The organism is Formosa sp. L2A11 (assembly GCF_009796865.1).
Classification (GTDB): Bacteria; Bacteroidota; Bacteroidia; order Flavobacteriales; family Flavobacteriaceae; genus Formosa.
This window is the reverse complement of the sequence record NZ_CP047028.1, coordinates 1,340,126-1,362,228: the sequence shown is the minus strand read 5'-3', so window position 1 is coordinate 1,362,228 and position 22,103 is coordinate 1,340,126. Positions and strand designations below refer to the sequence as shown.

The 22,103-nt window shown below is 32.1% G+C and carries 15 protein-coding genes; 5 read left to right on the top strand and 10 right to left on the bottom strand.

Features of this window, described 5'->3' with window-relative positions; translation table 11 throughout:
• Positions 1–44 precede the first annotated feature (44 nt).
• On the top strand, positions 45–2,258 hold the full coding sequence (locus tag GQR95_RS05985; RefSeq protein ID WP_159022300.1) for an endonuclease: 2,214 nt from the start codon (positions 45–47) through the stop codon (positions 2,256–2,258).
• Between the two features lie 170 nt (positions 2,259–2,428).
• Here GQR95_RS05985 and GQR95_RS05980 read toward each other — a convergent pair whose 3' ends face one another.
• From GQR95_RS05980 to GQR95_RS05965, 4 genes are all read right to left on the bottom strand, one after another.
• A complete protein-coding gene (locus GQR95_RS05980; RefSeq protein WP_159022299.1) occupies positions 2,429–5,113 on the bottom strand; it encodes an AsmA-like C-terminal region-containing protein in 2,685 nt (894 codons plus the stop codon).
• Between the two features lie 312 nt (positions 5,114–5,425).
• Positions 5,426–7,276, bottom strand: coding sequence for a lysophospholipid acyltransferase family protein (locus GQR95_RS05975; protein ID WP_159022298.1), 1,851 nt, complete (start codon positions 7,274–7,276; stop codon positions 5,426–5,428).
• A gap of 22 nt (positions 7,277–7,298) precedes the next feature.
• Complete coding sequence (locus GQR95_RS05970; RefSeq protein ID WP_159022297.1) at positions 7,299–8,546, bottom strand: aspartate kinase; 1,248 nt, start codon at positions 8,544–8,546, stop codon at positions 7,299–7,301.
• A complete protein-coding gene (locus GQR95_RS05965) occupies positions 8,547–9,026 on the bottom strand; it encodes a GNAT family N-acetyltransferase (protein WP_159022296.1) in 480 nt (159 codons plus the stop codon).
• A 112-nt stretch (positions 9,027–9,138) separates the two neighbouring features.
• Between GQR95_RS05965 and fbp the strand changes: the two genes are divergently transcribed.
• Entirely contained in the window at positions 9,139–10,152 is a 1,014-nt protein-coding gene (fbp, locus tag GQR95_RS05960) for a class 1 fructose-bisphosphatase (protein WP_159022295.1), read from the top strand.
• 66 nt (positions 10,153–10,218) lie between these two features.
• Here fbp and GQR95_RS05955 read toward each other — a convergent pair whose 3' ends face one another.
• Positions 10,219–10,650, bottom strand: coding sequence for a TerB family tellurite resistance protein (locus GQR95_RS05955; RefSeq protein ID WP_159022294.1), 432 nt, complete (start codon positions 10,648–10,650; stop codon positions 10,219–10,221).
• A 194-nt stretch (positions 10,651–10,844) separates the two neighbouring features.
• Between GQR95_RS05955 and mfd the strand changes: the two genes are divergently transcribed.
• Both mfd and GQR95_RS05945 read left to right on the top strand, forming a co-directional pair.
• Complete coding sequence (mfd, locus tag GQR95_RS05950; protein WP_370514534.1) at positions 10,845–14,174, top strand: transcription-repair coupling factor; 3,330 nt, start codon at positions 10,845–10,847, stop codon at positions 14,172–14,174.
• Between the two features lie 5 nt (positions 14,175–14,179).
• The gene (locus GQR95_RS05945) at positions 14,180–15,481 is read left to right on the top strand and encodes a TlpA disulfide reductase family protein (protein WP_159022292.1); all 1,302 of its coding nucleotides are present in this window, start codon (positions 14,180–14,182) and stop codon (positions 15,479–15,481) included.
• Positions 15,482–15,589: 108 nt separating this feature from the next.
• Here the strand turns inward: GQR95_RS05945 and GQR95_RS05940 are convergent, their stop codons facing one another.
• The 5 genes from GQR95_RS05940 to GQR95_RS05920 form a co-directional block, all read right to left on the bottom strand.
• Entirely contained in the window at positions 15,590–16,276 is a 687-nt protein-coding gene (locus GQR95_RS05940) for a GNAT family N-acetyltransferase (RefSeq protein WP_159022291.1), read from the bottom strand.
• Between the two features lie 235 nt (positions 16,277–16,511).
• Positions 16,512–17,315: an aspartate/glutamate racemase family protein gene (locus GQR95_RS05935; RefSeq protein ID WP_159022290.1), complete on the bottom strand. Its 804-nt coding sequence runs from the start codon at positions 17,313–17,315 to the stop codon at positions 16,512–16,514.
• Between the two features lie 101 nt (positions 17,316–17,416).
• Entirely contained in the window at positions 17,417–18,304 is an 888-nt protein-coding gene (locus GQR95_RS05930; RefSeq protein ID WP_159022289.1) for a hypothetical protein, read from the bottom strand.
• A gap of 240 nt (positions 18,305–18,544) precedes the next feature.
• Positions 18,545–19,507: a D-2-hydroxyacid dehydrogenase gene (locus GQR95_RS05925; RefSeq protein WP_159022288.1), complete on the bottom strand. Its 963-nt coding sequence runs from the start codon at positions 19,505–19,507 to the stop codon at positions 18,545–18,547.
• A 63-nt stretch (positions 19,508–19,570) separates the two neighbouring features.
• Positions 19,571–19,930, bottom strand: coding sequence for a YraN family protein (locus tag GQR95_RS05920; RefSeq protein ID WP_159022287.1), 360 nt, complete (start codon positions 19,928–19,930; stop codon positions 19,571–19,573).
• A 223-nt stretch (positions 19,931–20,153) separates the two neighbouring features.
• Between GQR95_RS05920 and GQR95_RS05915 the strand changes: the two genes are divergently transcribed.
• Positions 20,154–22,061 carry a S9 family peptidase gene (locus GQR95_RS05915; RefSeq protein WP_159022286.1) on the top strand — a complete coding sequence of 636 codons (1,908 nt, stop codon included), beginning with the start codon at positions 20,154–20,156 and terminating at the stop codon, positions 22,059–22,061.
• The last annotated feature ends 42 nt before the right edge of the window (positions 22,062–22,103 follow it).

The window sequence follows — 22,103 nt, the reverse complement described above, 5'->3', positions numbered from 1 at the left end:
AAATCACTCTTTTATAAAAATATTTTTTAATTTAAACTGTATAAATGGTAATAAAACTACTCTTTTTAATTTTTATTACATCAACCTCGTTTTGTTTTTCACAAGAACAATATTACAGCGATGTAGATTTAACACTAACTGGAGTTCCTTTAAAGGAAGCTTTAGCTAAAAAAATGACAGCTACGCACACCCGATTATTAGAGTACACAAGTAGTGGCCCTGATGTTTGGGATGCTTGTATGGCTACAGATGTGAACCCAGATAACAGCAATGAGATAATTTTATATTATGGATGGGAAAACGGATCTGATAACGACATTTCTAACGATTTGTATCGAGATATTAATGCTCAAGATGCAGGAACAGGAAGTGATGATGTTTGGAATAGAGAACACGTTTTTTCTAAATCTTTAGCAACTATTGCTTTAGACACGGACGTTCCTGGACCTTCTACAGATGCACATCATTTAAGAGCAGCAGACAGAACACGTAATTCTACTAGAAATAATAGAAAATACGGAAAAGGTTCTGGTAATTCTGATTTTTCTACAGACACCTATAACGGATTAAGCGGTGCAGATACTCCTGCTTGGTACCCAGGAGACGAATGGAAAGGAGATGCTGCAAGAATGATAATGTATATGTATTTAAGTTATGGCGATGTTTGCTTACCTACAGCTGTTGGAGTTGGTAGTAATGAGTTTACACCAGATGATATGATAGATTTATTTTTAGAATGGAATGCAGAAGATCCTGTATCTGCAATAGAAATTGCTAGAAATGCATATCATGAAAATACAGACAACTATGCTGCACAAGGAAATAGAAATCCATTTATAGACAACCCATATCTTGCAACAAGAATCTGGGGAGGACAATCTGCAGAAGACAGATGGGGAATATACACAAGTAGCGATACAGAAGCGCCTTCTACTCCAACCAATGTAACTTTAAGCAATATTACACTAACAACAATAGATATTTCTTGGACAGCCTCTACAGATAACGTAGAAGTTACTGGTTATAATATTTATGTAGATGGTGTTTTAACAGCACAAACGTCTAATACAATTACAACTGCCGTAATTACGGGTCTAGACACAAACACAAGTTACAGTTTTACCATTATTGCAAGAGATATTATAAACAACCTTTCTACAGCAAGTACTGCTATAAATGGTACGACTTTACAAGATACCGAAACGCCTTCTATACCAACAGATGTTGTTATTAGTAATGCATCAGATTCATCTTTTAAAGTTAGTTGGTCTGCTGCCACAGATAATAATGCCGTTGCTAGTTACGATGTTTATGTGAATAATACTTTTATTGTAACAACAACAGACCTTTTTTACTCAGTAATAAACTTAGATGCTTCTACAACATATACAGTACAAATTTTATCGAGAGATGCAGACAACAATGTTTCTGAAAAAAGTACAGAAATAAACGCGACAACAACAAATGGTGCTTCTAACGGAATTTCAGAATTATTTATTTCTGAATATGTAGAACCAGATGGAGGAAACAATAAAGTAATTGAAATTGTAAACTTATCGAGCACTACAATTAGTTTAGCAGGTTATAGCATACAAAAACAATCTAATGGAGGGACTTGGGTAGACGATTTACCTTTAGACAAATCTGAATACTTAGTGAATAATGTTACGAGCATTGTACCAAATGATGTTTTTGTAATTATTAACGGAGGAACTTCTGACTCTGACTTAATAAACAATGCAGATTTAGTTGTACCAAGCAATACAACTGAACCTTATCTTTATGCTTCTCCAATGAATTTTAATGGTAACGATCCAATAGGATTATTCAAAAATGGTGTTTTAATTGATATTATAGGTGAAGAAGGTAATTCTAGCAACCATATACAAAATGCAACTTACAGAAGAAAAAGTACTATTACCGTACCAAATACAACTTACACAACCAGCGAATGGGACATTTTTGAAGCTAATACATTTGATGGTATTGGTAGCCACTCTGCTACTTTAAGTACAGAAGATGTAATTTTTGAATCTTTTAAAATGTTTCCGAATCCTGTAAATAAAGATCAGGTTTTCTTTAGTATTACAGAAGATGCTACAATTAACATATACAATATTCTAGGTAAATTAATACAAACAACAGTAATTACAAAAAGTAAAAACAACATTGATGTATCTAAATTATCTAAAGGAATATATCTTGTAAAGATTAATTCAGGCAATCAATTTATTACTAAGAAATTAATTAAGAACTAATTAATATTAGCGCGCATTACACCCGTGTTTTCACTAGCTTTATTTAAAAAAACATTGCAAATAGTGAATAATTATACAAGTATTAAAAGAACATAATAACAAAAAAGCTGAAGCTTTAAACCTTCAGCTTTTTTATTACACTATAATCTATAGCAGTATGTTACAAGAATTTAATTTCCTGTTTTAGTACTGTCTTTTTTCTTGCTAAACAATCCGTTTAATAAATTATCGGCAGCCTTTTTAATATTATCTGTTTGCACAGAATCTTTTGTTTTTGTTGCTTCCGTTTTAACACTTGTAGAATCTTTTGTAGCACTAGTATTTCCGTTTAAGAAATCATTTAAAGCACCTTTTACTTTATCGCTTCCTTCACTTATAAGTTTAGCTTTTTGCATCTCTACAAGCTTAGTCGTTAACGCTGTTGCCGTTGCACTTAAATCTGTAGTAATAGATGGATTATTAACACTTCCGCCAATTAAAGCCTTAACAGGAACAGAAATATTTTCGGCATCCGAATCGTTAAGTTGTGCTAATAATTTTTTTACATCGTTACCAAGATATTTCGCAGGAACATCGAACGAAGCTGTATAATTTACTGTTTGATCAAAACCATGACTACCAGCAACCTCAACATCAATATCTTTAAATTTAAGATTAAATGGTTTTACAGTAACCTGACCATCTTTAAAGGTTAAGTTTGTATTTATGGTTTTGGTTTCATCTTCGTTAAAATTTAAAAACGTTAAACGATCTACCAACGTACTTAGCACTTTATTATCTTTAGAATCTACATCACTTACAAGCATTTCTGCTAATGCATTACCTGAAATAGTACTAAGATTTGGTGTAAAATCGGTACTTAAATCTCCTTTAATTTCAAAATTAGAATTCAACGTCCCTTTAAACGCCTGTGCTATTGGCGCTAAAGCTTTTAACATATCTAAGCCTTTAAAAGACTGTGCCATATCAAAACTTTGCATGCCTAATTTTACATTAAAAGTTGGTGTTGCTGCTTTAGTAGACACTTCACCATTTAAAGCTATTTTCCCTCCAAATAAATTAGAACTAAAATCTTTTAGAGTTACCGTTTCGTCTTTAACAAGTAACGTTCCTGAAGCTTCTTTTAACGTCAAGTTATCGTAAAGTACTGTATTTGCTTTAGCGACAATTGTAGCATCTAAAAAGGATGGAATTTTAATCTCTTCTGTACTTACAGCAGCTTCTGTTTCTGGTTTTTCTAAATCTGAAGACTCTGTTTTATCTGCAACTTCGGGAGTTTCACTTTCCGTCATAAAATCGTTAAGAGCAAACGTATTAGAGTTTAATGTAAAGTTTCCTTTTAACAATTCGTCGTTAAACATATAACCTAATAAATTATCTATAGCCCCTTTAGCAGAAAGGTCTGTGCTTCCTGTTTTGGCTTCAAAAGTATTTAAAATCACATTTTGCGTATTAAATGTAAGTCCTGCTTTAGAGATTTGAATTGGATTTTTCATGTCTTCAGAATTAAACTCAAAACCACTTAATCCCAACGAACCGCTATTTTTTGTATCCTGATATCTACCATCTTCTATAGCTTTCATATCGAATGCCGTTGTTATATTAGCATCTAAAATTCCTTTTAATTGCTCTTCTACAGAAAACGGATAAGCCTGAGATAGGTTACCCAAATTAATACGCCCTTTTAAATTCGCTTTCACTAACGGATTTCCCATTAAATCTTTAATATTAGCATTGGCACTAAATACATCTTGTGCAATCTTAAACGTTAATGCATTTATATTTACATAGGTGTTTTCTAATAATCCTGTTTCGTTAGCAATTTGCGTATCTATAGTAATATTAGACACCGCTTGTGGTAAATCTGGATATTTAAACGATGCGTTGTTAGACGTAATTGCAATATTAAATGCAAGAATATGCGTATCGTCTACAGTGCCATTTAAAGCCCCTTGAACAATAAAATCTCCCGTGGTTTGCACATTATCTATTTCTTTAGAATATGCTTTTGGAATTAATGCTAAGAAGTTTTTAAAATCTGACGATGGTGTTTTAAATGTAATATTTACATCTTGACTAGCGTCGTTAAGTTTTACAGAACCATCAAAAATCAGTTCTAATTGATTAATTGTGGCTTTGTTTTCTAAAAACGTATATATATTTTGATCTAAATCTATACCCAATTTAGCATCTAGCTGCACAGGTGTCTCTTTAAGGTAATTTGTACCGTCCATATCGAAAGAGACTAAACCACTTGTTTTTGTATCTAACTCCGATTTTACAGCAGAAAGATCTCCTGTTCCAGAATGATTAAAATCGTCTAATTCAAAAAACATCTTTCCTTGCTCGTCGTAATATTTAATTTGAGAATTGGTTATCTCGTAATTCTGAACAGATAAAGACACGGTACTCGCAGGCTCTTCTGTCGTTGAAACAGACGTTTCTGTAGCATCTTTTTTAGCGATATCGTAATTTACATTACCACCTTCGTCTATAAGAATATTAACTACAGCACCATCTATACTAAACGAATTTACAGTATAAGATTCTCCTGCACCATTAAAAATTTGCATAAAAGGGACACTTATATTCGCACTTTTAGCAGACACTAAAGTTTCTCCAGAAAATGCTCCCGTATTTACAATACTCATATCGTTTACAGAAACAGAAACTTCTGGAAAGTTTCTAACAAAACTGATATCTGCATCTGCAAAATCGAACTCACCCTCTATATTTTCATTTACTGTACTTTTTACAATTTCTAGTATTTTTCCTTCGAATAAAAAAGGAGCAGCAACTAAGAAAACTATAAGTAGTCCAATTACAACACCTACTATTTTAAGCGCTTTTTTCATATTAATATTATTTACTAATTACTTTTATAACACAGAATTACACCACAAAAATGAGGCGTTTTTCACACTTCTCGCGATACTTCAATATAAGTTTATATGTTTCATGCAAAATTGAGCATACTTGGTATGAAATTCAAATTTTATTCATCTTATTTACGAATTAAAACCATACAAAGGAACTCTAATAAATACGAACATTAGAGCGTTTATAGTTCTATTATTAACGCAATAAAAAAAAGACCATCTTTTCAGACAGTCTTTTTAGTTATTATGTATTTTCAAATTTATTGAAACTTATATTTTAAATCCTGATTAAGGTGTTGGCGGTTGCTCTCCGTTTCCATTTGAAAACTTACGTTCTAACTCTTCCTGAAATTCTTCCATAACAGGACGCACGGTGCTTTCTGGCAGGTCGGCAATCTTAATATACATTAAACCATCTACTGCGTTATTAAATAACGGATCGACATTAAAAGCGACCAATCTAGCATTTTGCTTAATATACTTTTTAAGCAATACTGGTAATCTTAAATTCCCAGGCTCTACCTCATCAATAATCTTATCAAATTTGTTTAAATCGGCTTCTGTAGCATCAAAAACAAAATCTTTATCGGCATCAGTAAGTTTAACTTTAAATTCTTTTTTAGGATGTACATATTGTGCTACATACGGATCGTAATAATGAGATTTCATAAACTCAATCATTAACGATTTTGAGAAATTAGAAAACTGATTACTTATACTTACGCCTCCAATTAAATATTTATGTTCTGGATAACGTAATGTAGTATGCACAATGCCTCTCCAAAGCAGAAACAAAGGCATGGGTTTTTGTTGAAATTCTTTTATAATAAAAGCGCGTCCCATTTCTATGGATTCGCTCATCATTTTATGCAATTCAGGCTCGAAACGGAATAAATCTTGAAGATAAAACCCATCAATCCCATACTTTTTAAATATTTCTGAACCTAGCCCCATTCTATACGCACCCGCAATTACTTTTTGCTCGTCGTCCCAAAGAAACATATGGTGGTAATAACTATCAAACTTATCTAAATCTATAGATTCATTGGTTCCTTCACCAATTTCACGGAATGTTATTTCTCTTAATCTCCCAATTTCACGAAGAATATTTGGCATATCGCTTGATGGCGCCAAAAACACTTCATAATTTTTACTTTGTAATAATCTGCAATCTAAAGCGCGTAAATTTTCAACTTCTTCTTCTACCAAAATGGCATCTCCAGGAGTAACAATACGTTTAGGTACTTTAGTAGACTTTAAATTTATGGTAGATGCTAAACTTCTTAGAATGGTAGATTTTTCTTCGAAAGCATTAGCTAGCATATATGTTTTACGTCTTAAAAACTCTGAATACTCGGGTAATGTTGCATGCTCCTTTTGGTCTTTTACAGGTATTGGTTTTCCTATACGTACTTTAATAACACGCCTTTTCTGAGAAAGCACTTCAGATGGTAATTTGGCTGTTCTTAGTGTATCATTTATCTTCGAAATCTTATAAAACAATTTACTGTTTTTAGCATGAAAATAAATAGGAACAACAGGAACCTCTGCACGTTGTACCAACTTTAAAGCCGTAGCTTCCCAAGGCTTATCTACAACCAATTTCCCTTCTCTATACGTAGATACTTCTCCTGCAGGAAACACACCTAAAGGATGCCCATCTTTTAAATGTAAAAGTGCATTTTTAAACCCTATAACACTAGATTTTACGTCCTTTCTGTTCTCAAAAGGATTTACAGGCATAATATATGGCTTTAATGGCTCTATTCTATTTAATAAAAAATTGGCCATAATCTTAAAATCATCGCGCTGTTCTAGCAATAATTTAAGCAACAAAATACCATCAATACCACCTAAAGGATGGTTAGACACTGTAATAAACGCTCCTGTTTTTGGTAAACGTTTTAAATCTTCTTCAGGAATCTCAAATTTAATATCAAATTCCTCTAAAATACGATCTAAAAACGCTGTGTTTTCGAGATGCTTATTTTCGAGGTAAAATTTATTTATTGTAGAAATTTTTAGAATCTTCATTAAACTCCAGCCCACAAATGTGCCTAAAAAGCCTAACTTCTCTAAATGGATCGCACTTGCTACTTCACTTGCAGTTACTAATCCCTTTTCATCATTTTTCGCCATGGTCGCAAATGTAGTGATTTGTTTATTTAGTTACTATTTGTAACGTATCTTGTGTACGCTGCTGTAATAGTATGTCTTTGTTTTTTGTTATTGAATTTGTAGCATCAGTGTTATAATGTCTTACGGTATATAAAGACACATTAGAAACATATGAAACTTTATAACTAACGCGAAAATATTCTAAAACGTGTTCTAAATTGTTAAAAATATCTTCAACACAAATAGAAAAACTAATAGCAGAATTCTGAATAAGATTTACTTTCATTTTAAAACGATGCAAAACACTAAAAATATCGCTAATATTTTCTTCTACAATGTAAGAAAAATCTAAAGAAGAAATGCATATTAAAATTTCCTGTTTTTTAACAATATAACAGGGAACTTTAGGCGTAATACCAAGATCTGCGTTAACCTTAGTCCCTTTTGCTTTCGGGTTTAAAAAAGACTTAACATACAACGTAATTCCCTTTTTTTGAAGTGGCTGTAACGTTTTAGGATGTATAACACTTGCACCGTAAAAGGCTAACTCTATAGCCTCTGTATACGACAACTGCTCCAACAATTGGGCCTCTTTAAAATATCTTGGATCTGCATTTAGCACACCAGGAACATCTTTCCAGATGGTTACACTTTCTGCATCTAAACAGTAAGCAAAAATAGCAGCGGTATAATCGCTACCTTCCCGACCAAGTGTGGTGGTATTTTTTGTATCGCTACCTAAAAAACCTTGAGTAACCACTATAGAATGGTTGTGTTTAAGCGGTTTAATAAGCTGCTCTGTAATTTCCCAATCTACATTTGCACGTCTGTAATTAACATCTGTTTTTATATGATTTCTAACATCTAACCAAATATTTTCTACACCAAATTGGTTTAGGTACTCACTTACAATTGTAGTAGAAAGCAATTCTCCAAAACCTATTATTTGATCGTAAACAAAATTATAATTGGTTGAAACATTTGTTTGTAAAATGGTTCTTAAATCTGCTAAAAGGTCATTTACAATACTAAAAACAGGATGATTTACATTTAAAAACAACTCAGAAACAATAGTATTATGATATGTTTCTACAACTTGTATAGAAGCTTCTAATTCTGTTTTATTATACAGTACATTATGAGCAATAACTTCTAATGCGTTCGTGGTTTTCCCCATAGCAGAAACAATAACCACAGGATATTCGTTTGAATATTGCTTTAAAATTGTTGATAAATTTCTAACCCCTTCAGCATCTTTTACAGAGGCACCGCCGAATTTAAATACTTTCATTTAAATATTATCGATATAATTTTTAATTGCAGATTCGTTTAATTGCACCACATCCCAGTCGCGCAAAACTGTTGCTCCTTTACTTTCATAAAAGGCAATTGCAGGCTCATTCCAGTCTATAACTTCCCAATTAATACGCTTTGCCCCTTTACTATACCCGTATTTTACAACCTCATTAAGTAAAGCAGTACCAACACCTGTACCTCTGTAATCTTTATTTACAATTAAATCTTCAAGATGAATAATAGGGCCTTTCCAAGTAGAATAGCGATTATAAACCAAGGCAATACCTTTAATTTGTTCTTCTATTTCTGCAACAAAACATTTAAACAAAGGTGTTGTTCCAAAACCATCGCGCTCTAAGTCACTAACGGTAACCTCTACTGCTTCTGGCTCTTTTTCGTAAATGGCTAATTCGTAAATTAGCTCAAGCACGCCTGCCATATCTTCAATTTTGGCTGGTCTAATTTTAATATTCATAATTATTATTTAAGTCTTCAAATATATGCAAAATGAATGGATTATAATTCTCACTCAATCGTTGTAGTTTGACAAAAAACACGATATTTGCATAAACAAACGTTACCAATAAATGTCAAAACAAAACAAAACATTAGGTGAATTTATAATCGAAAATCAAACCGCTTTTAAATACACCACAGGAGAGTTAACAAGATTACTGAATTCTATTCGTTTAGCTGCTAAAGTTGTAAACCACGAAGTGAACAAAGCTGGATTAGTAGACATCATTGGTGCTGCTGGCGATGTGAATATTCAGGGTGAAGACCAACAAAAACTAGATGTTTACGCTAACGATGTGTTTATCCAGACACTTATTAAGCGAAATATTGTTTGTGGTATTGCGAGTGAAGAAGAAGACGATTTTGTTTCAATTAACAGTCAAGATTCTAAAAACCAGAACAAATACATTGTATTAATAGATCCTTTAGATGGATCTTCTAATATTGATGTAAACGTATCTGTAGGGACTATTTTCTCTATTTACAGACGTGTTACTCCTGTAGGAACACCTGTTACAATTGAAGATTTCTTACAAGAAGGTCACCAACAAGTGGCTGCTGGATATATTGTTTACGGAACATCTACCATGTTAGTATATACTACTGGTGCGGGTGTAAATGGGTTTACTTTAAACCCAGCTATTGGAACGTTTTACTTATCGCACCCAGATATGTCTTTCCCTGTAGACGGGAACATTTATTCTTGTAACGAAGGAAACTATATTCATTTCCCACAAGGCATAAAAGATTATATTAAATATTGCCAAATGGAAGAAGACGACAGACCTTATACGTCTAGATATATTGGGTCTTTAGTTTCAGATTTTCATAGAAACATGATTAAAGGTGGAATTTATTTATATCCTAAAAGTTCTAAAAATCCAAAAGGAAAACTACGTTTACTATACGAATGTAATCCTATGGCATTCTTAGCAGAACAAGCCAACGGAAAAGCTAGTGATGGTTTTACTCGTATTATGGACATAAAACCAACAGCATTACACGAACGTGTACCTTTTATGTGTGGAAGTAAAAATATGGTTGAAAAAGCCGAAGAATTTGAACGCAATGCATTAAAAAAATAATTTTAAATAAAAAAGCGACCATTTTAAAATGGTCGCTTTTATTATTTTTAGTAAAAGAATAAATTACTATTGATTCATTTTCTTCATTTCTACAATAAAGGTATCTAAATCTACTTTTTCTTCAACCAACACTAAAGCTTTATCTACAATATATTTTACGTTACGTGAAGAAAAACCTAAACCAAGTCCCATTTTACGAAGTAAGGATATTTCACTATCACCATTTATATGGTCTAAATTTACCATTCTAGCTAAATCGTACAAACGCTCTAAACGTACTGAATATTCCACTGGAGGATTTATAGGATGCGTATTATAATCTATTAATATCTGCGCGTATTCTTCCTCGTTTATGTGTAAGCTTCTAGCTACTCTGTCTAAAAACGCTTTCTCTTCGTCAGAGATTATACCATCATCCATAGCTACACGAACAATAGCTGCAAAATGATCTTTATTGCGTTCTGTAAACCCGCTACCAAATAATTTTGAATAAGACATATCTTTTCTTTTTTAAGGCGACTAATATAAATAAAGTTTAATTGTTAATATATTTAATTTTTCTTAAATTTTCATCTTTAATTTAAGGAAAATTAAATTATTGTCAACTTTTAATTTCATAAATCGTTAACATAATTTATAAATGCATGTCTTATATTTGCAGAAAATAAATTGACTTGAGTAAAAATAACCTCTTGCAAACATTTGCACAAACTTTGCAAACGCAAAATTTGCAACTTGCTATTTCCAAAAACGAAAACAAAACTGTTTTAAAGGGCTTAATCGGATCTTCTTTTTCTTTAGTTATTGCCGAAGTTTTTAAAAAAGCAGAAAAACCTTTTCTATTAATATTTAATGATAAAGAAGAAGCTGCGTATTATTTAAACGATTTAGAACAGCTTTTAAATACTAAAGATGTACTCTTTTACCCAGGAAGTTACCGCAGACCTTACCAAATTGAAGAAACAGATAATGCCAACGTATTACTACGTGCCGAAGTTTTAAACCGTATAAACTCGCGTAAAAAACCAGCAATAATAGTTACGTATACAGATGCATTATTTGAAAAAGTAGTTACAAAAAAAGAACTAGAACGTAACACCTTAAAAATTGCAGTAAACGATAATTTATCTATAGATTTTGTAAACGAAATTTTATTTGAATATAAATTTAAACGTGTAGATTTTGTAACAGAACCCGGAGAGTTTTCTGTTCGTGGTGGAATTGTAGATGTCTTTTCTTTCTCGCACGACGAGCCTTATCGTATAGAATTTTTTGGAGACGATGTAGATAGCATTAGAACCTTTGATGTAGAAACCCAACTCTCTACAGAACAAATTAAGAAAATTAGCATTATTCCTAATGTTGAAAACAAATTATTAGACGAAAACCGCGAGAGTTTCATAAAATACATGTCGTCTAAAACGGTTATTTTCTCTAAAAACAGTCAGTTATTATTTTCAGGAAGCGATGTCCTTTTTGGTAAGGCAGAAGACGCTTTCAAAAACTTAAATTCAGACATAAAACACAATACGCCAAACGAGCTATTTTGTAATTCTGAATTACTAAAAAAACAACTATTAGAATTCACTGTAGTTGAATTTGGAAGCGGTTATTATTTCACTAAAAGTATAGACACTGGTATTGTTTATAATACCACACCTCAACCTTCATTTAATAAACAATTCGATCTTTTAATAGAAGATTTAAATAGCAATCACAATAAAGGATTTACCAATTATATTGCTTGCGTTAGCGAACAACAAGCAAAACGATTTCACGATATTTTTAATGATATCGAGCAAGGTGTTTCGTACCAAACTATAGTTTTATCGTTACATCAAGGTTTTATAGACCACATCAATAAAGTGTTATGCTATACAGATCATCAGATCTTTGAACGTTATCACAAATTCAGTCTTAAAAACGGATATGCTAAAAAGCAATCTATAACACTTAAAGAACTTACTAATTTAGAAATTGGCGATTACGTAACCCATATAGATCATGGTGTGGGACGTTTTGGCGGGCTTCAAAAAATAGATGTTGAAGGCAAAAAACAGGAAGCTATAAAACTTATTTATGGCGAACGCGATATTTTATATTTAAGCATTCACGCACTTCATAAAATAACCAAGTTTAACGGTAAAGATGGCAAACCACCTAAAATACACAAACTAGGAAGTAACGCCTGGAAAGTTTTAAAACAAAAAACAAAAACACGCGTTAAGGAAATTGCTTTTAACCTAATTAAACTTTATGCAAAACGTAAGTTAGAAAAAGGGTATCAATACAATCCAGACAGCCATTTGCAACACGAATTGGAAGCGTCTTTTATTTACGAAGACACACCAGACCAAAGCACATCTACATCCGATATTAAAAACGATATGGAAAGCGAACGCCCGATGGACCGTTTAGTATGTGGAGATGTTGGATTTGGAAAAACCGAAGTTGCCATTCGTGCAGCCTTTAAAGCTGTAGATAATGGCAAACAAGTCGCTGTTTTGGTACCAACAACCATATTAGCATACCAACACAACAAAACGTTTAGAGAGCGATTAAAAGACTTCCCGGTAACTGTAGATTATGTTAACCGTTTTAGATCTGCCAAAGAAAAGAGAGAAACACTAGAACGTCTTGAAAAAGGACATGTAGATATTATTATAGGAACACACCAACTTGTAAATAAAAGTGTTGTATTTAAAGATTTAGGGCTTCTTATTGTAGATGAAGAACAAAAATTTGGTGTCGCTGTAAAAGAAAAACTAAAGACGCTTAAAGATAATGTAGACGTTTTAACACTTACGGCTACGCCCATTCCAAGAACACTTCAATTTAGCTTAATGGCAGCGCGAGATTTGTCTGTAATTACAACACCACCGCCAAACCGTTATCCTATAGAAAGTAATGTGATTCGTTTTGAAGAAGAAACCATTCGAGATGCTGTGAGTTACGAAATACAGCGTGGTGGTCAGATTTATTTCATTCATAACCGTATTGAAAACATTAAGGAAGTTGCTGGCTTAATTCAACGTTTGGTTCCAGATGCCAAAGTAGGTATTGGTCACGGACAAATGGAAGGAAAAAAACTAGAAGCACTAATGCTTGCTTTTATGAATGGTGATTTTGATGTTTTAGTGAGCACAACCATTGTAGAAAGTGGTTTAGATGTACCAAATGCAAATACTATTTTTATAAATAATGCCAATAATTTTGGACTAAGCGACCTACACCAAATGCGTGGTCGTGTGGGTAGAAGTAACAAAAAAGCATTCTGTTATTTTATTACGCCAGAGTATTCTTCTATGACTGCAGATGCTAGAAAACGTATTACCGCTTTAGAACAATTTACAGAATTAGGAAGTGGTTTTAATATTGCCATGAAAGATTTAGAAATTCGCGGCGCAGGAGATTTATTAGGAGGCGAACAAAGTGGATTTATAAATGATATTGGATTTGATACCTATCAGAAAATTTTAAATGAAGCGATAGACGAATTAAAAGAAAACGAGTTTAAAGATTTATATCCTGAAGAAGAAGGTAAACCTAAAGAATACGTTAAAGATATTACCATAGACACCGATTTTGAATTACTGTTTCCAGACGATTATGTAAACAACATTACAGAACGTTTAAACTTATACACACAACTAAATAAACTAAAAACCGAAGAGGAATTAGTTGCTTACGAAAATGAATTAGTAGACCGCTTTGGTGAGCTACCTGTACAAGTTGTAGACTTACTAAATAGTGTACGTGTAAAATGGTTAGCTACGCATATTGGATTAGAAAAACTAGTTATGAAACAAGGTAAAATGGTTGGTTATTTTGTTAGCGACCAGCAAAGTTCGTTCTACCAAAGTGCTAATTTTACAAACGTTTTAAAATTTGTACAATCACACCCAAGAGCATGTAAAATGAAAGAAAAACAAACACGTGCTGGTTTACGACTATTATTAACATTCGAACATATTAAAACTGTAAAACAAGCATTACTTGCTTTACAACCTATTTTAAAATAAAACTCATGAAAAAAATACTTTTTGCTTTATTATTCCTTCCAACAATTTTATTGGCTCAGCATAAAATTTCTGGAACATTTTCTCCTGCAGATCAATTTAAAGCCGCTATTTTATACAAATTAGAGCCTTCTAAAAACATTTACATAGCCAACACAAAAATTATAAATGGTCATTTTGAAATGGATTTAGACGCCTCTCAAAAACCAGGAATGTATCGTATTGTTTACGCTTTACCTCAAGACCAATACAATTTCGATTTTATTTATAATAACGAAGATATTGTCTTTGACTTTAATAAAGAACAAGGGATTGCTTTTCAAGCGTCTAAAGAAAATAAATTATTAAACAATTACCGTAGTGAGATGTTTACCATTAAAGGTAAAATCAATACATTTTATGGTAACGATTCTCAAAACGAAACAGAATACACAGATTGTATTTCAGAATTAAAAGCAATTCAGGATAATGCAGAAGAAGCATCTAAAGGCATGTTAGTTCATGAATTTATTAAAGCTGAAAAACCATACATTCCAACAACTTACGAGGATGCTATAACCTACTTTAATAATTACAAAGCCAATTATTTTAAACCTATAGATTTTAATAATCCTATATTACAAAATTCTAGTTTCTTATTTGATTCTGCATTAAAATACACTTTCATATTTGTAGATAAACAAAATAAAAATGTATCGTACAAAAATAATATAGACGATGTTGTTCGCGTAACAATCAAAGAGAAAGTGATTCAGAAATCAATTTTAGAATCGTTATGGAATCAATTTAAAGAACGCAACAACGAAGAAATAACCAATTACATTGCTTCAAAATATTTAGAAAAATTATTAGACCCTGTAAAAGACGAATTACTTTTATCTGATATGAAAGCCTTTAGAAATACAGCCATTGGCGTAGTTGCTCCAGATTTTTCTTGGCCTTCTAAACAAGGAAGTGATAAGCTTAGTAAACTTACCGGAAAAGATTTTTACATTGTAACGTTCTGGAGCAGCACATGCTCTCACTGTCTTGCCGAATTGCCGGTATTAAAAAAATATATAAGCGACAAAACAAACATTCAAGTACTTGCTATAGGACTAGAAGACGAACGTCCTAATTGGGAAAAAACAATTACAAGTTATCCAGATTTTACACAAATATATGCACAAGGAAAATGGGATAACCCAATTCCTGTAGCGTATGGAATTACTGGTACACCTTCGTTTTTTGTATTAGATAAAGACAAAAAAATTATTTCTAAACCAAATGATGTACAAGCATTAATGACGTTTTTAGACACGCATAAATAAAGATTTACCACATAGTATTAAAAGCTAAAGGCTGAACAATAATTAAATTGTTCAGCCTTTTTTATTAAACCCCCTTAAGGATTTATAATTGTATTACGAGATACAATCTTATTTTTTAGAATATAACCACCAATTCATATCTCTAGTTAATTCGTAACCTAATTTTTTATAAATAGAAATAGCAAAGTTGCCTTTATTTGTATGTAAAATAGGTGTCTTATTTTCTTTTAAAATCTCTTTTGTAACATGAGAAATTAATTGTTTAGATAAACCTTTTCTAGTATAATCGGGATGAGTAACAACAGCACTAACTTCTATAAAATGATTAGTTTGCATACGTTGTCCAGCTATTGAAACCAATTTACCATCCTTAAAAATCCCAAAGTATTTACCCATTTCAAAGGTCCTTTTCTGATAAAAACCGGGCATAACCTTCCAAATTAGATCATAAATTTCATCGATGTATGTTTCATCTAACAGCACAATGTTTTCTGTAATTAGAACATCTGTTAACTTATTTAAAACCATTTGGCACCCATCAATTTTTTTCTCTAGAAGAACATTCATATTATCTATTACAGGTGTCTGATCTTCTGAAACAAAGAAGAATTTATCAGATTTCTTAGAATATTCACTTGCTGCTTTTGCCGTTTTTACTTCATCAAAAAAAGCACCAAACGTACAGACTTCTGGGTTATAAAAGTGCACTCCATTAAATTCAATAGCAAATTTTTTGTGTGTTTCTTCTAAGGAATACCAAACCGGATTTTTTAATTGCTGTTCTAAATCTATCATTATAATAAATATATTAAAGGTTCAATAAGCTGAATATTCTTAACTTATTTAAAACATCAAATTTAAAAAACTTAAAGTAATATCAATTCAAAAATCAATACTAGAGATCTTATATAACAACTTAAACCATTATCAGGCTTTTACCACGCATAAAACGCCTTATTAAAACAAAAAAAAGCTGAACAACATAGGCATTGTTCAGCTTTAAATCTGTTTATCTTAACAATAAACAAATCTATTCGTTTAAAATATAATCGACTCCAGATTGAGAGTGAATTTTAGTTGTATCGAAAATAGAAACATTAAGATCGTCTTCAAAAATCATTAAAGGAAACTCTGTACAGCCTAAAATAACACCTTCTGCACCTTCTGCTATCATTTTATTAATAACGCTTAACACATATTTTTTAGACTCTGGTTTAACCTCTCCGTAAGTAAGTTCTTCAATAATAATTCTATGTAATTCATTAATCACCTTGTCTTCTTTAGGCACAAGAACTTCTAAACCGTTATCTTCTATTCTTCCCGTAATAAAATCTTCGGTCATGCTATATTTAGTACCAATAAAACATACTTTTTTTAAGCCTTTTTTATGAATAGCCTTAGAGGTGGCATCTGCAATATGTATCACAGGAAAATCTAATTGATCCTGAACAGATTTATATACTTTATGAGGTGTGTTTGCACAAAACATTACAGATTCTGCTCCTGCTTTATTAAGACTCTTTCCCGCATGTATTAACATTCCTGCAATAGAATCCCATTTATCTTCTCTTTGAAAACGATGCACCTCAGCCTGATTAAGTGTATAAACTAACAAAGGTGGATTTGTATTATTTCCGAAATGATCGTTTACAGCTTGATTAATTGTACTGTAATAATCTAATGTAGAATGCCAAGATGTTCCTCCTATCAATCCTAATGTATTCATTTTTTGTGTTTTTACTTCTAATTTTACTGGATCTGTTTCTGTATTTTCACTTGGAATGATATAAGACGTCAATCCTAAAAATAGTAACCCATAAATATACTTTTTCATAATGTTTATTAACTTATAATGTTGTGAATCTATCCTAAAACGCAGCTCTAGTCTTATATCTTTAAGACAAAAATCATGCTTTTATAGACATATTTATTACTCTAATTTCCCTTTCCTAATAATTCTATCCATTGTGGCGTGTATCCTATATTTCTAACACCGTTAGAATGTCCTTTTTTTCCTTCCGGAACAGGAAGGTTAAACGGATAAATATGATCTTCTGGAATACGCATTGCGATATAAGATTCTTTAATAACGCTTGCCATAGGTTCGGTAACATGATAAGTTCCATACCATAAATTTGCAGGAGTTTTACTGTCCTTGAAATACCATTTAGCAATTTCTTTTTTCACAGAATAATCCCATCCGCCAGAGAAATCTATCACTCTAGCTACAAGATAATCTTTTGCAATAAAAGCAGCCATTCCTCCGCCTTGAGACTGACCAGAAACAGCAATTTCACTCCATTTAGGACTTCCATTATCTAGGTAAGCATCCCAATTTCCGTCTTTATCGTGTTCTGAAAGATAGATTAATAATTTTGTAAACCTATTTACAATTGCATCATAAGACGCATCATTAGTAAAAGAAAACACATTAGTTCCATAAATACGGTTTACTCTAAAGTCTGAAGCACAGTTAGAATTACTAGCTAATGTTTCTCCTTTACATATTCTTGCAATAGCTGGTGTATTTATATAAGATAAATTAATAACATGATAACCTTGTTTAACAGCCGTTTCAAAAAGATTCTTTGGCCCTCGCAAAGCAATTCCACCTGTTCCTGGCATAAACAACAGCAACTTCCCTTGCTTTATGGTTTTATTATAAACTACAAGATGCGGCGTATTTGCGGTTTCTATTCTTGAATCTGTTTTTGAAGGTTCTACTTCTAAAACCGTATATGATTCCGGAAATTTAAACGTAGATTGAGCAAAAGAATAGCCATAAACCAATACAATGGCAATCAACAAAATAGTTTTTTTCATCTTACTTTTTTGATTTTAAGATACAACTATATCTTAACATAGCAGCTTACAGCCTACATACAGCCTCAAAAAAAAGAGTTTTAGCTCACTCAATTAACATTCTGTAAATATGTGATTTTAGCTAAAAACGATTTTAAATTATTGATATCTCTATTTTATAAAAACCTATTAATAAATTAAAACTCTGAAGCATCTAAAATTAATAAACTCATATAAATTAAATTTTAAAAAAAAACAGGCTTAAGACACCACATTTTGAGCTTCACCTTTTAAAAATGCACTAAAATTTGCTATAGTAATTTGCAAACAACGACTTCTAGCTTCTAAAGGCGCCCAAGCAATATGCGGCGTAATAATACAGTTTTTAGCTCCTAAAAGCGGATTCTCTTTTATAATAGGTTCTTCGGAAACGACATCTACGGCTGCACCTGCAATTTTTTCATTATTTAAAGCGTTCGCTAAATCGGCTTCGACAACCAATCCGCCACGAGATGTATTTATTAAAAACGCACTAGATTTCATTTTTTCTAGGTTTTTAGCATTAATAATCCCTGCTGTATCTTCCGTCATCGGGCAATGTAAGCTAATCACGTCTGAAGTTTCTAATAATTCGTCTAAAGAAACAAAATGACACGTTTCGGTTTCATATTCTGCATAAATAGTTCTATTATAAACCAAAACTTGCATGCCAAAAGCTTGTGCTAGAACCGCTGTAGCCCTTCCTATTTGTCCGAAACCTATAATTCCCATCGTTTTCCCTTCCAACTCTATAAGCGGGCTATTCCAAAAACTAAAGTCTAAAGATGTCTCCCATTGGCCAGATTGCACTGCAGAATTATGATCGCCAACATGGTGGCAAAGTTCCAAGACTAACGCCATAGTAAACTGTGCTACCGAAGCCGTACTATATGCAGGAACATTGGTAACAACAATACCTTGCTTTTTAGAAGCATTAATATCTATAATATTAAAACCTGTGGCCGTAACACCTATATATTTTAAATTTGGCAACTGCTCCAACAACTCTTTTGTAAATGGTACTTTACTAGTAATAACAGCTTCTGCATTTCCTATTGCCGAGAGAATTGAAGCTTGATCTAAAGCAATACGGTCGTGAATTGTTACATCTGTTAACGTGTTTAAAGCGTCCCAACTTAAATCTCCTGGATTTAAAGTATAACCATCTAATACAACTAGTTTCATTTTATTTTAAAATTTTATATAATTTATCTTTCTATTAATTCAATCGCAATTACAAGTTGGTTTTTAAAAATGATAAAACGCATTTTCTAAATGTTCTAACTCAAATTTCTTATTTGTTTTTACAATGGCAATAATATCAAAACGGACTTCTAAGTCTAAATTATTATTGGCAACATAAGCATCTACAGCGGTTACTAATCTTTGAATTTGTTTTGGTTTTACAAAATCTTGCGGATCACCGAAAAATGCAGACGAGCGTGTTTTAACTTCTATAACAGCAAGAACATCATCTGTTTTTGCCAAAATATCTACTTCTGCTTTTCTGTAACGGTAATTACGTTCTAGAATTTCATAACCTTTTTTTTGTAGGAAATCGACAGCCATATCTTCACCTAATTCACCAAGTTCGTTGTGTTCTGCCATACCGTTAGATTCTAAATTAATTTTACACCTACAAGTTAATCAATAATCTGTTTCAAAATTTAAGTTACCGTAAGCAATCTAAGTTTTAAGTTTTATTAAAATGTAATCTTAAATATTAATCGTATCAACCCTAAATCAACAAAACAGAACTAGACTTTATTATAATTTTAATAAATGAAACAACCTCAAATCCGTATATTTGAGTTGTATAATTAACATAAAAATGAAGAAATTAATCCTAATTCTAACTGCTGTGATTACTAGCAACTTATTATCGGCGCAAAATGTTATGAATCCAGAACTGCTCTGGAGCGTAAAACGTATTGGCGTTATGGGCGTATCTCAAGATGGCTCAGAAATTTTTTATAGTGTAAAAATTCCAAATATTGAAGACAATAGTTATGATACGTCATACTTTAAAATTCCAATTGATGGTGGTGAAGCTGTAGAAATTAAAAAAGAAGATGTCACTGTTTCAGACAAAAACATATCGCCAGATGGTGCATATAAAGTATTTAACAAAGCTGTACATATAGAAGATATTAAAGCTAAAGATATTTACAAAAATCTTGACAAAGCAGATGCTTATGTATTTACAGATTTAGATAATCGCCATTGGGACACATGGAACGACGGATCTTACGATCATGTATTTTATAAAAAAGTAAATGCTGAAGATGAGTCTGCAACAGATGTTATGCCTAACGAACCTTATTACTCGCCACAACGCCCATTTGGAGGTGACGAAGATTATATTTGGTCTCCAGACAGTAAAAGTATTTATTATGTAAGCAAGAAGTTAAAAGGAAAAGCTTATGCTACAAGTACAAATACAGACATATATAAATACGATTTAGAGACTAAAACAACAACCAATATTACTGAAGATAATAAAGGATACGATACCAATCCTGCATTTTCTTCTAAAGGCGCTTTAGCTTGGTTACAAATGAAAACGCCAGGTTACGAAAGCGATAAGAATGATATTATTGTTTTAGAAAACGGAATAAAACAAAACTTAACCCAACAATGGGATGGAACAGTAAATAGTTTTACTTGGAGTAAAGACGGTTCTAAATTTTATTTTACAGCTGCTGTAGATGGAACTATTCAATTATTTTCTGTGAACTATCCTGGAAAAAAACGAATTGCTCCCGTAGTTGAACAATTAACTGAAGGCCAATTTGATGTTAGAGGTATTGTTGCAGAAGTTGGTAAAACACTTATTCTAACTCGTGGTGATATGAATCACGCAAGTGAGATTTATGCTTACAATTTAAAGAAAGAAACATTCAAAAAATTATCTACGGTTAACGACGACTTTTACAGCAAATTAGATTTACCTAAAGTTGAAAAACGTTACGTGACCACAACAGATAATAAACAAATGTTAGTTTGGGTAATTTTACCTCCTAACTTCGATCCGAATAAAAAATATCCAACGTTATTATACGCACAAGGTGGACCACAATCTCCACTTTCACAATTTTATTCTTACCGTTGGAATTTTCAACTTATGGCGTCTCAAGGTTATATTATTGTAGCACCTAATCGTAGAGGAATGCCTGGACATGGTGTAGAATGGAACGAAGCAATTAGTAAAGATTGGGGCGGACAATCTATGAGAGATTATCTTTCTGCAATAGACGATGTTGCTAAAGAATCTTACGTAGATAAGGACAGACTTGGTGCAATTGGCGCAAGTTACGGTGGCTATTCTATATTCTATTTAGCAGGAATTCACAACAAACGTTTTAAAACATTAATCGCTCACGATGGTGTTTTCGATACAAGAACAATGGCTGGAACTACAGAAGAATTATTCTTTGTAAATCATGATTTTGGTGGTCACTACTGGGACAAATCAAATACTGTTGCACAAAAAGCGTTTAACGAGTTTAATCCAATTACTCTTGTAAATAAATGGGACACTCCTATTTTAATTATTCAAGGTGGAAAAGATTATCGTGTACCAATAGAGCAAGGTTTAAGTGCTTTTCAAGCAGCACAATTGCGAGGTATTAAAAGTAAATTATTGTATTTACCAGATGAAAATCACTGGGTATTACAACCTCAAAATGCTTTGGTTTGGCAACACGAATTCTTTGGTTGGCTAAAAGAAACATTGTAATTTAAAACAGAAATACAAAAAAGGGTTTTACAATTTAATAGA

Coding starts and splice junctions, on each gene's coding strand:
- GQR95_RS05975 (WP_159022298.1), bottom strand. CDS start 7,276: ATGGCGAAAAATGATGAAAAGGGATTAGTAACTGCAAGTGAAGTAGCA.
- GQR95_RS05965 (WP_159022296.1), bottom strand. CDS start 9,026: ATGAATATTAAAATTAGACCAGCCAAAATTGAAGATATGGCAGGCGTG.
- fbp (WP_159022295.1), top strand. CDS start 9,139: ATGTCAAAACAAAACAAAACATTAGGTGAATTTATAATCGAAAATCAA.
- GQR95_RS05920 (WP_159022287.1), bottom strand. CDS start 19,930: ATGGCAGAACACAACGAACTTGGTGAATTAGGTGAAGATATGGCTGTC.
- GQR95_RS05930 (WP_159022289.1), bottom strand. CDS start 18,304: ATGAAAAAAACTATTTTGTTGATTGCCATTGTATTGGTTTATGGCTAT.
- GQR95_RS05980 (WP_159022299.1), bottom strand. CDS start 5,113: ATGAAAAAAGCGCTTAAAATAGTAGGTGTTGTAATTGGACTACTTATA.
- GQR95_RS05935 (WP_159022290.1), bottom strand. CDS start 17,315: ATGAAAAAGTATATTTATGGGTTACTATTTTTAGGATTGACGTCTTAT.
- GQR95_RS05940 (WP_159022291.1), bottom strand. CDS start 16,276: ATGATAGATTTAGAACAGCAATTAAAAAATCCGGTTTGGTATTCCTTA.
- GQR95_RS05915 (WP_159022286.1), top strand. CDS start 20,154: ATGAAGAAATTAATCCTAATTCTAACTGCTGTGATTACTAGCAACTTA.
- GQR95_RS05925 (WP_159022288.1), bottom strand. CDS start 19,507: ATGAAACTAGTTGTATTAGATGGTTATACTTTAAATCCAGGAGATTTA.
- GQR95_RS05985 (WP_159022300.1), top strand. CDS start 45: ATGGTAATAAAACTACTCTTTTTAATTTTTATTACATCAACCTCGTTT.
- GQR95_RS05955 (WP_159022294.1), bottom strand. CDS start 10,650: ATGTCTTATTCAAAATTATTTGGTAGCGGGTTTACAGAACGCAATAAA.
- GQR95_RS05945 (WP_159022292.1), top strand. CDS start 14,180: ATGAAAAAAATACTTTTTGCTTTATTATTCCTTCCAACAATTTTATTG.
- GQR95_RS05970 (WP_159022297.1), bottom strand. CDS start 8,546: ATGAAAGTATTTAAATTCGGCGGTGCCTCTGTAAAAGATGCTGAAGGG.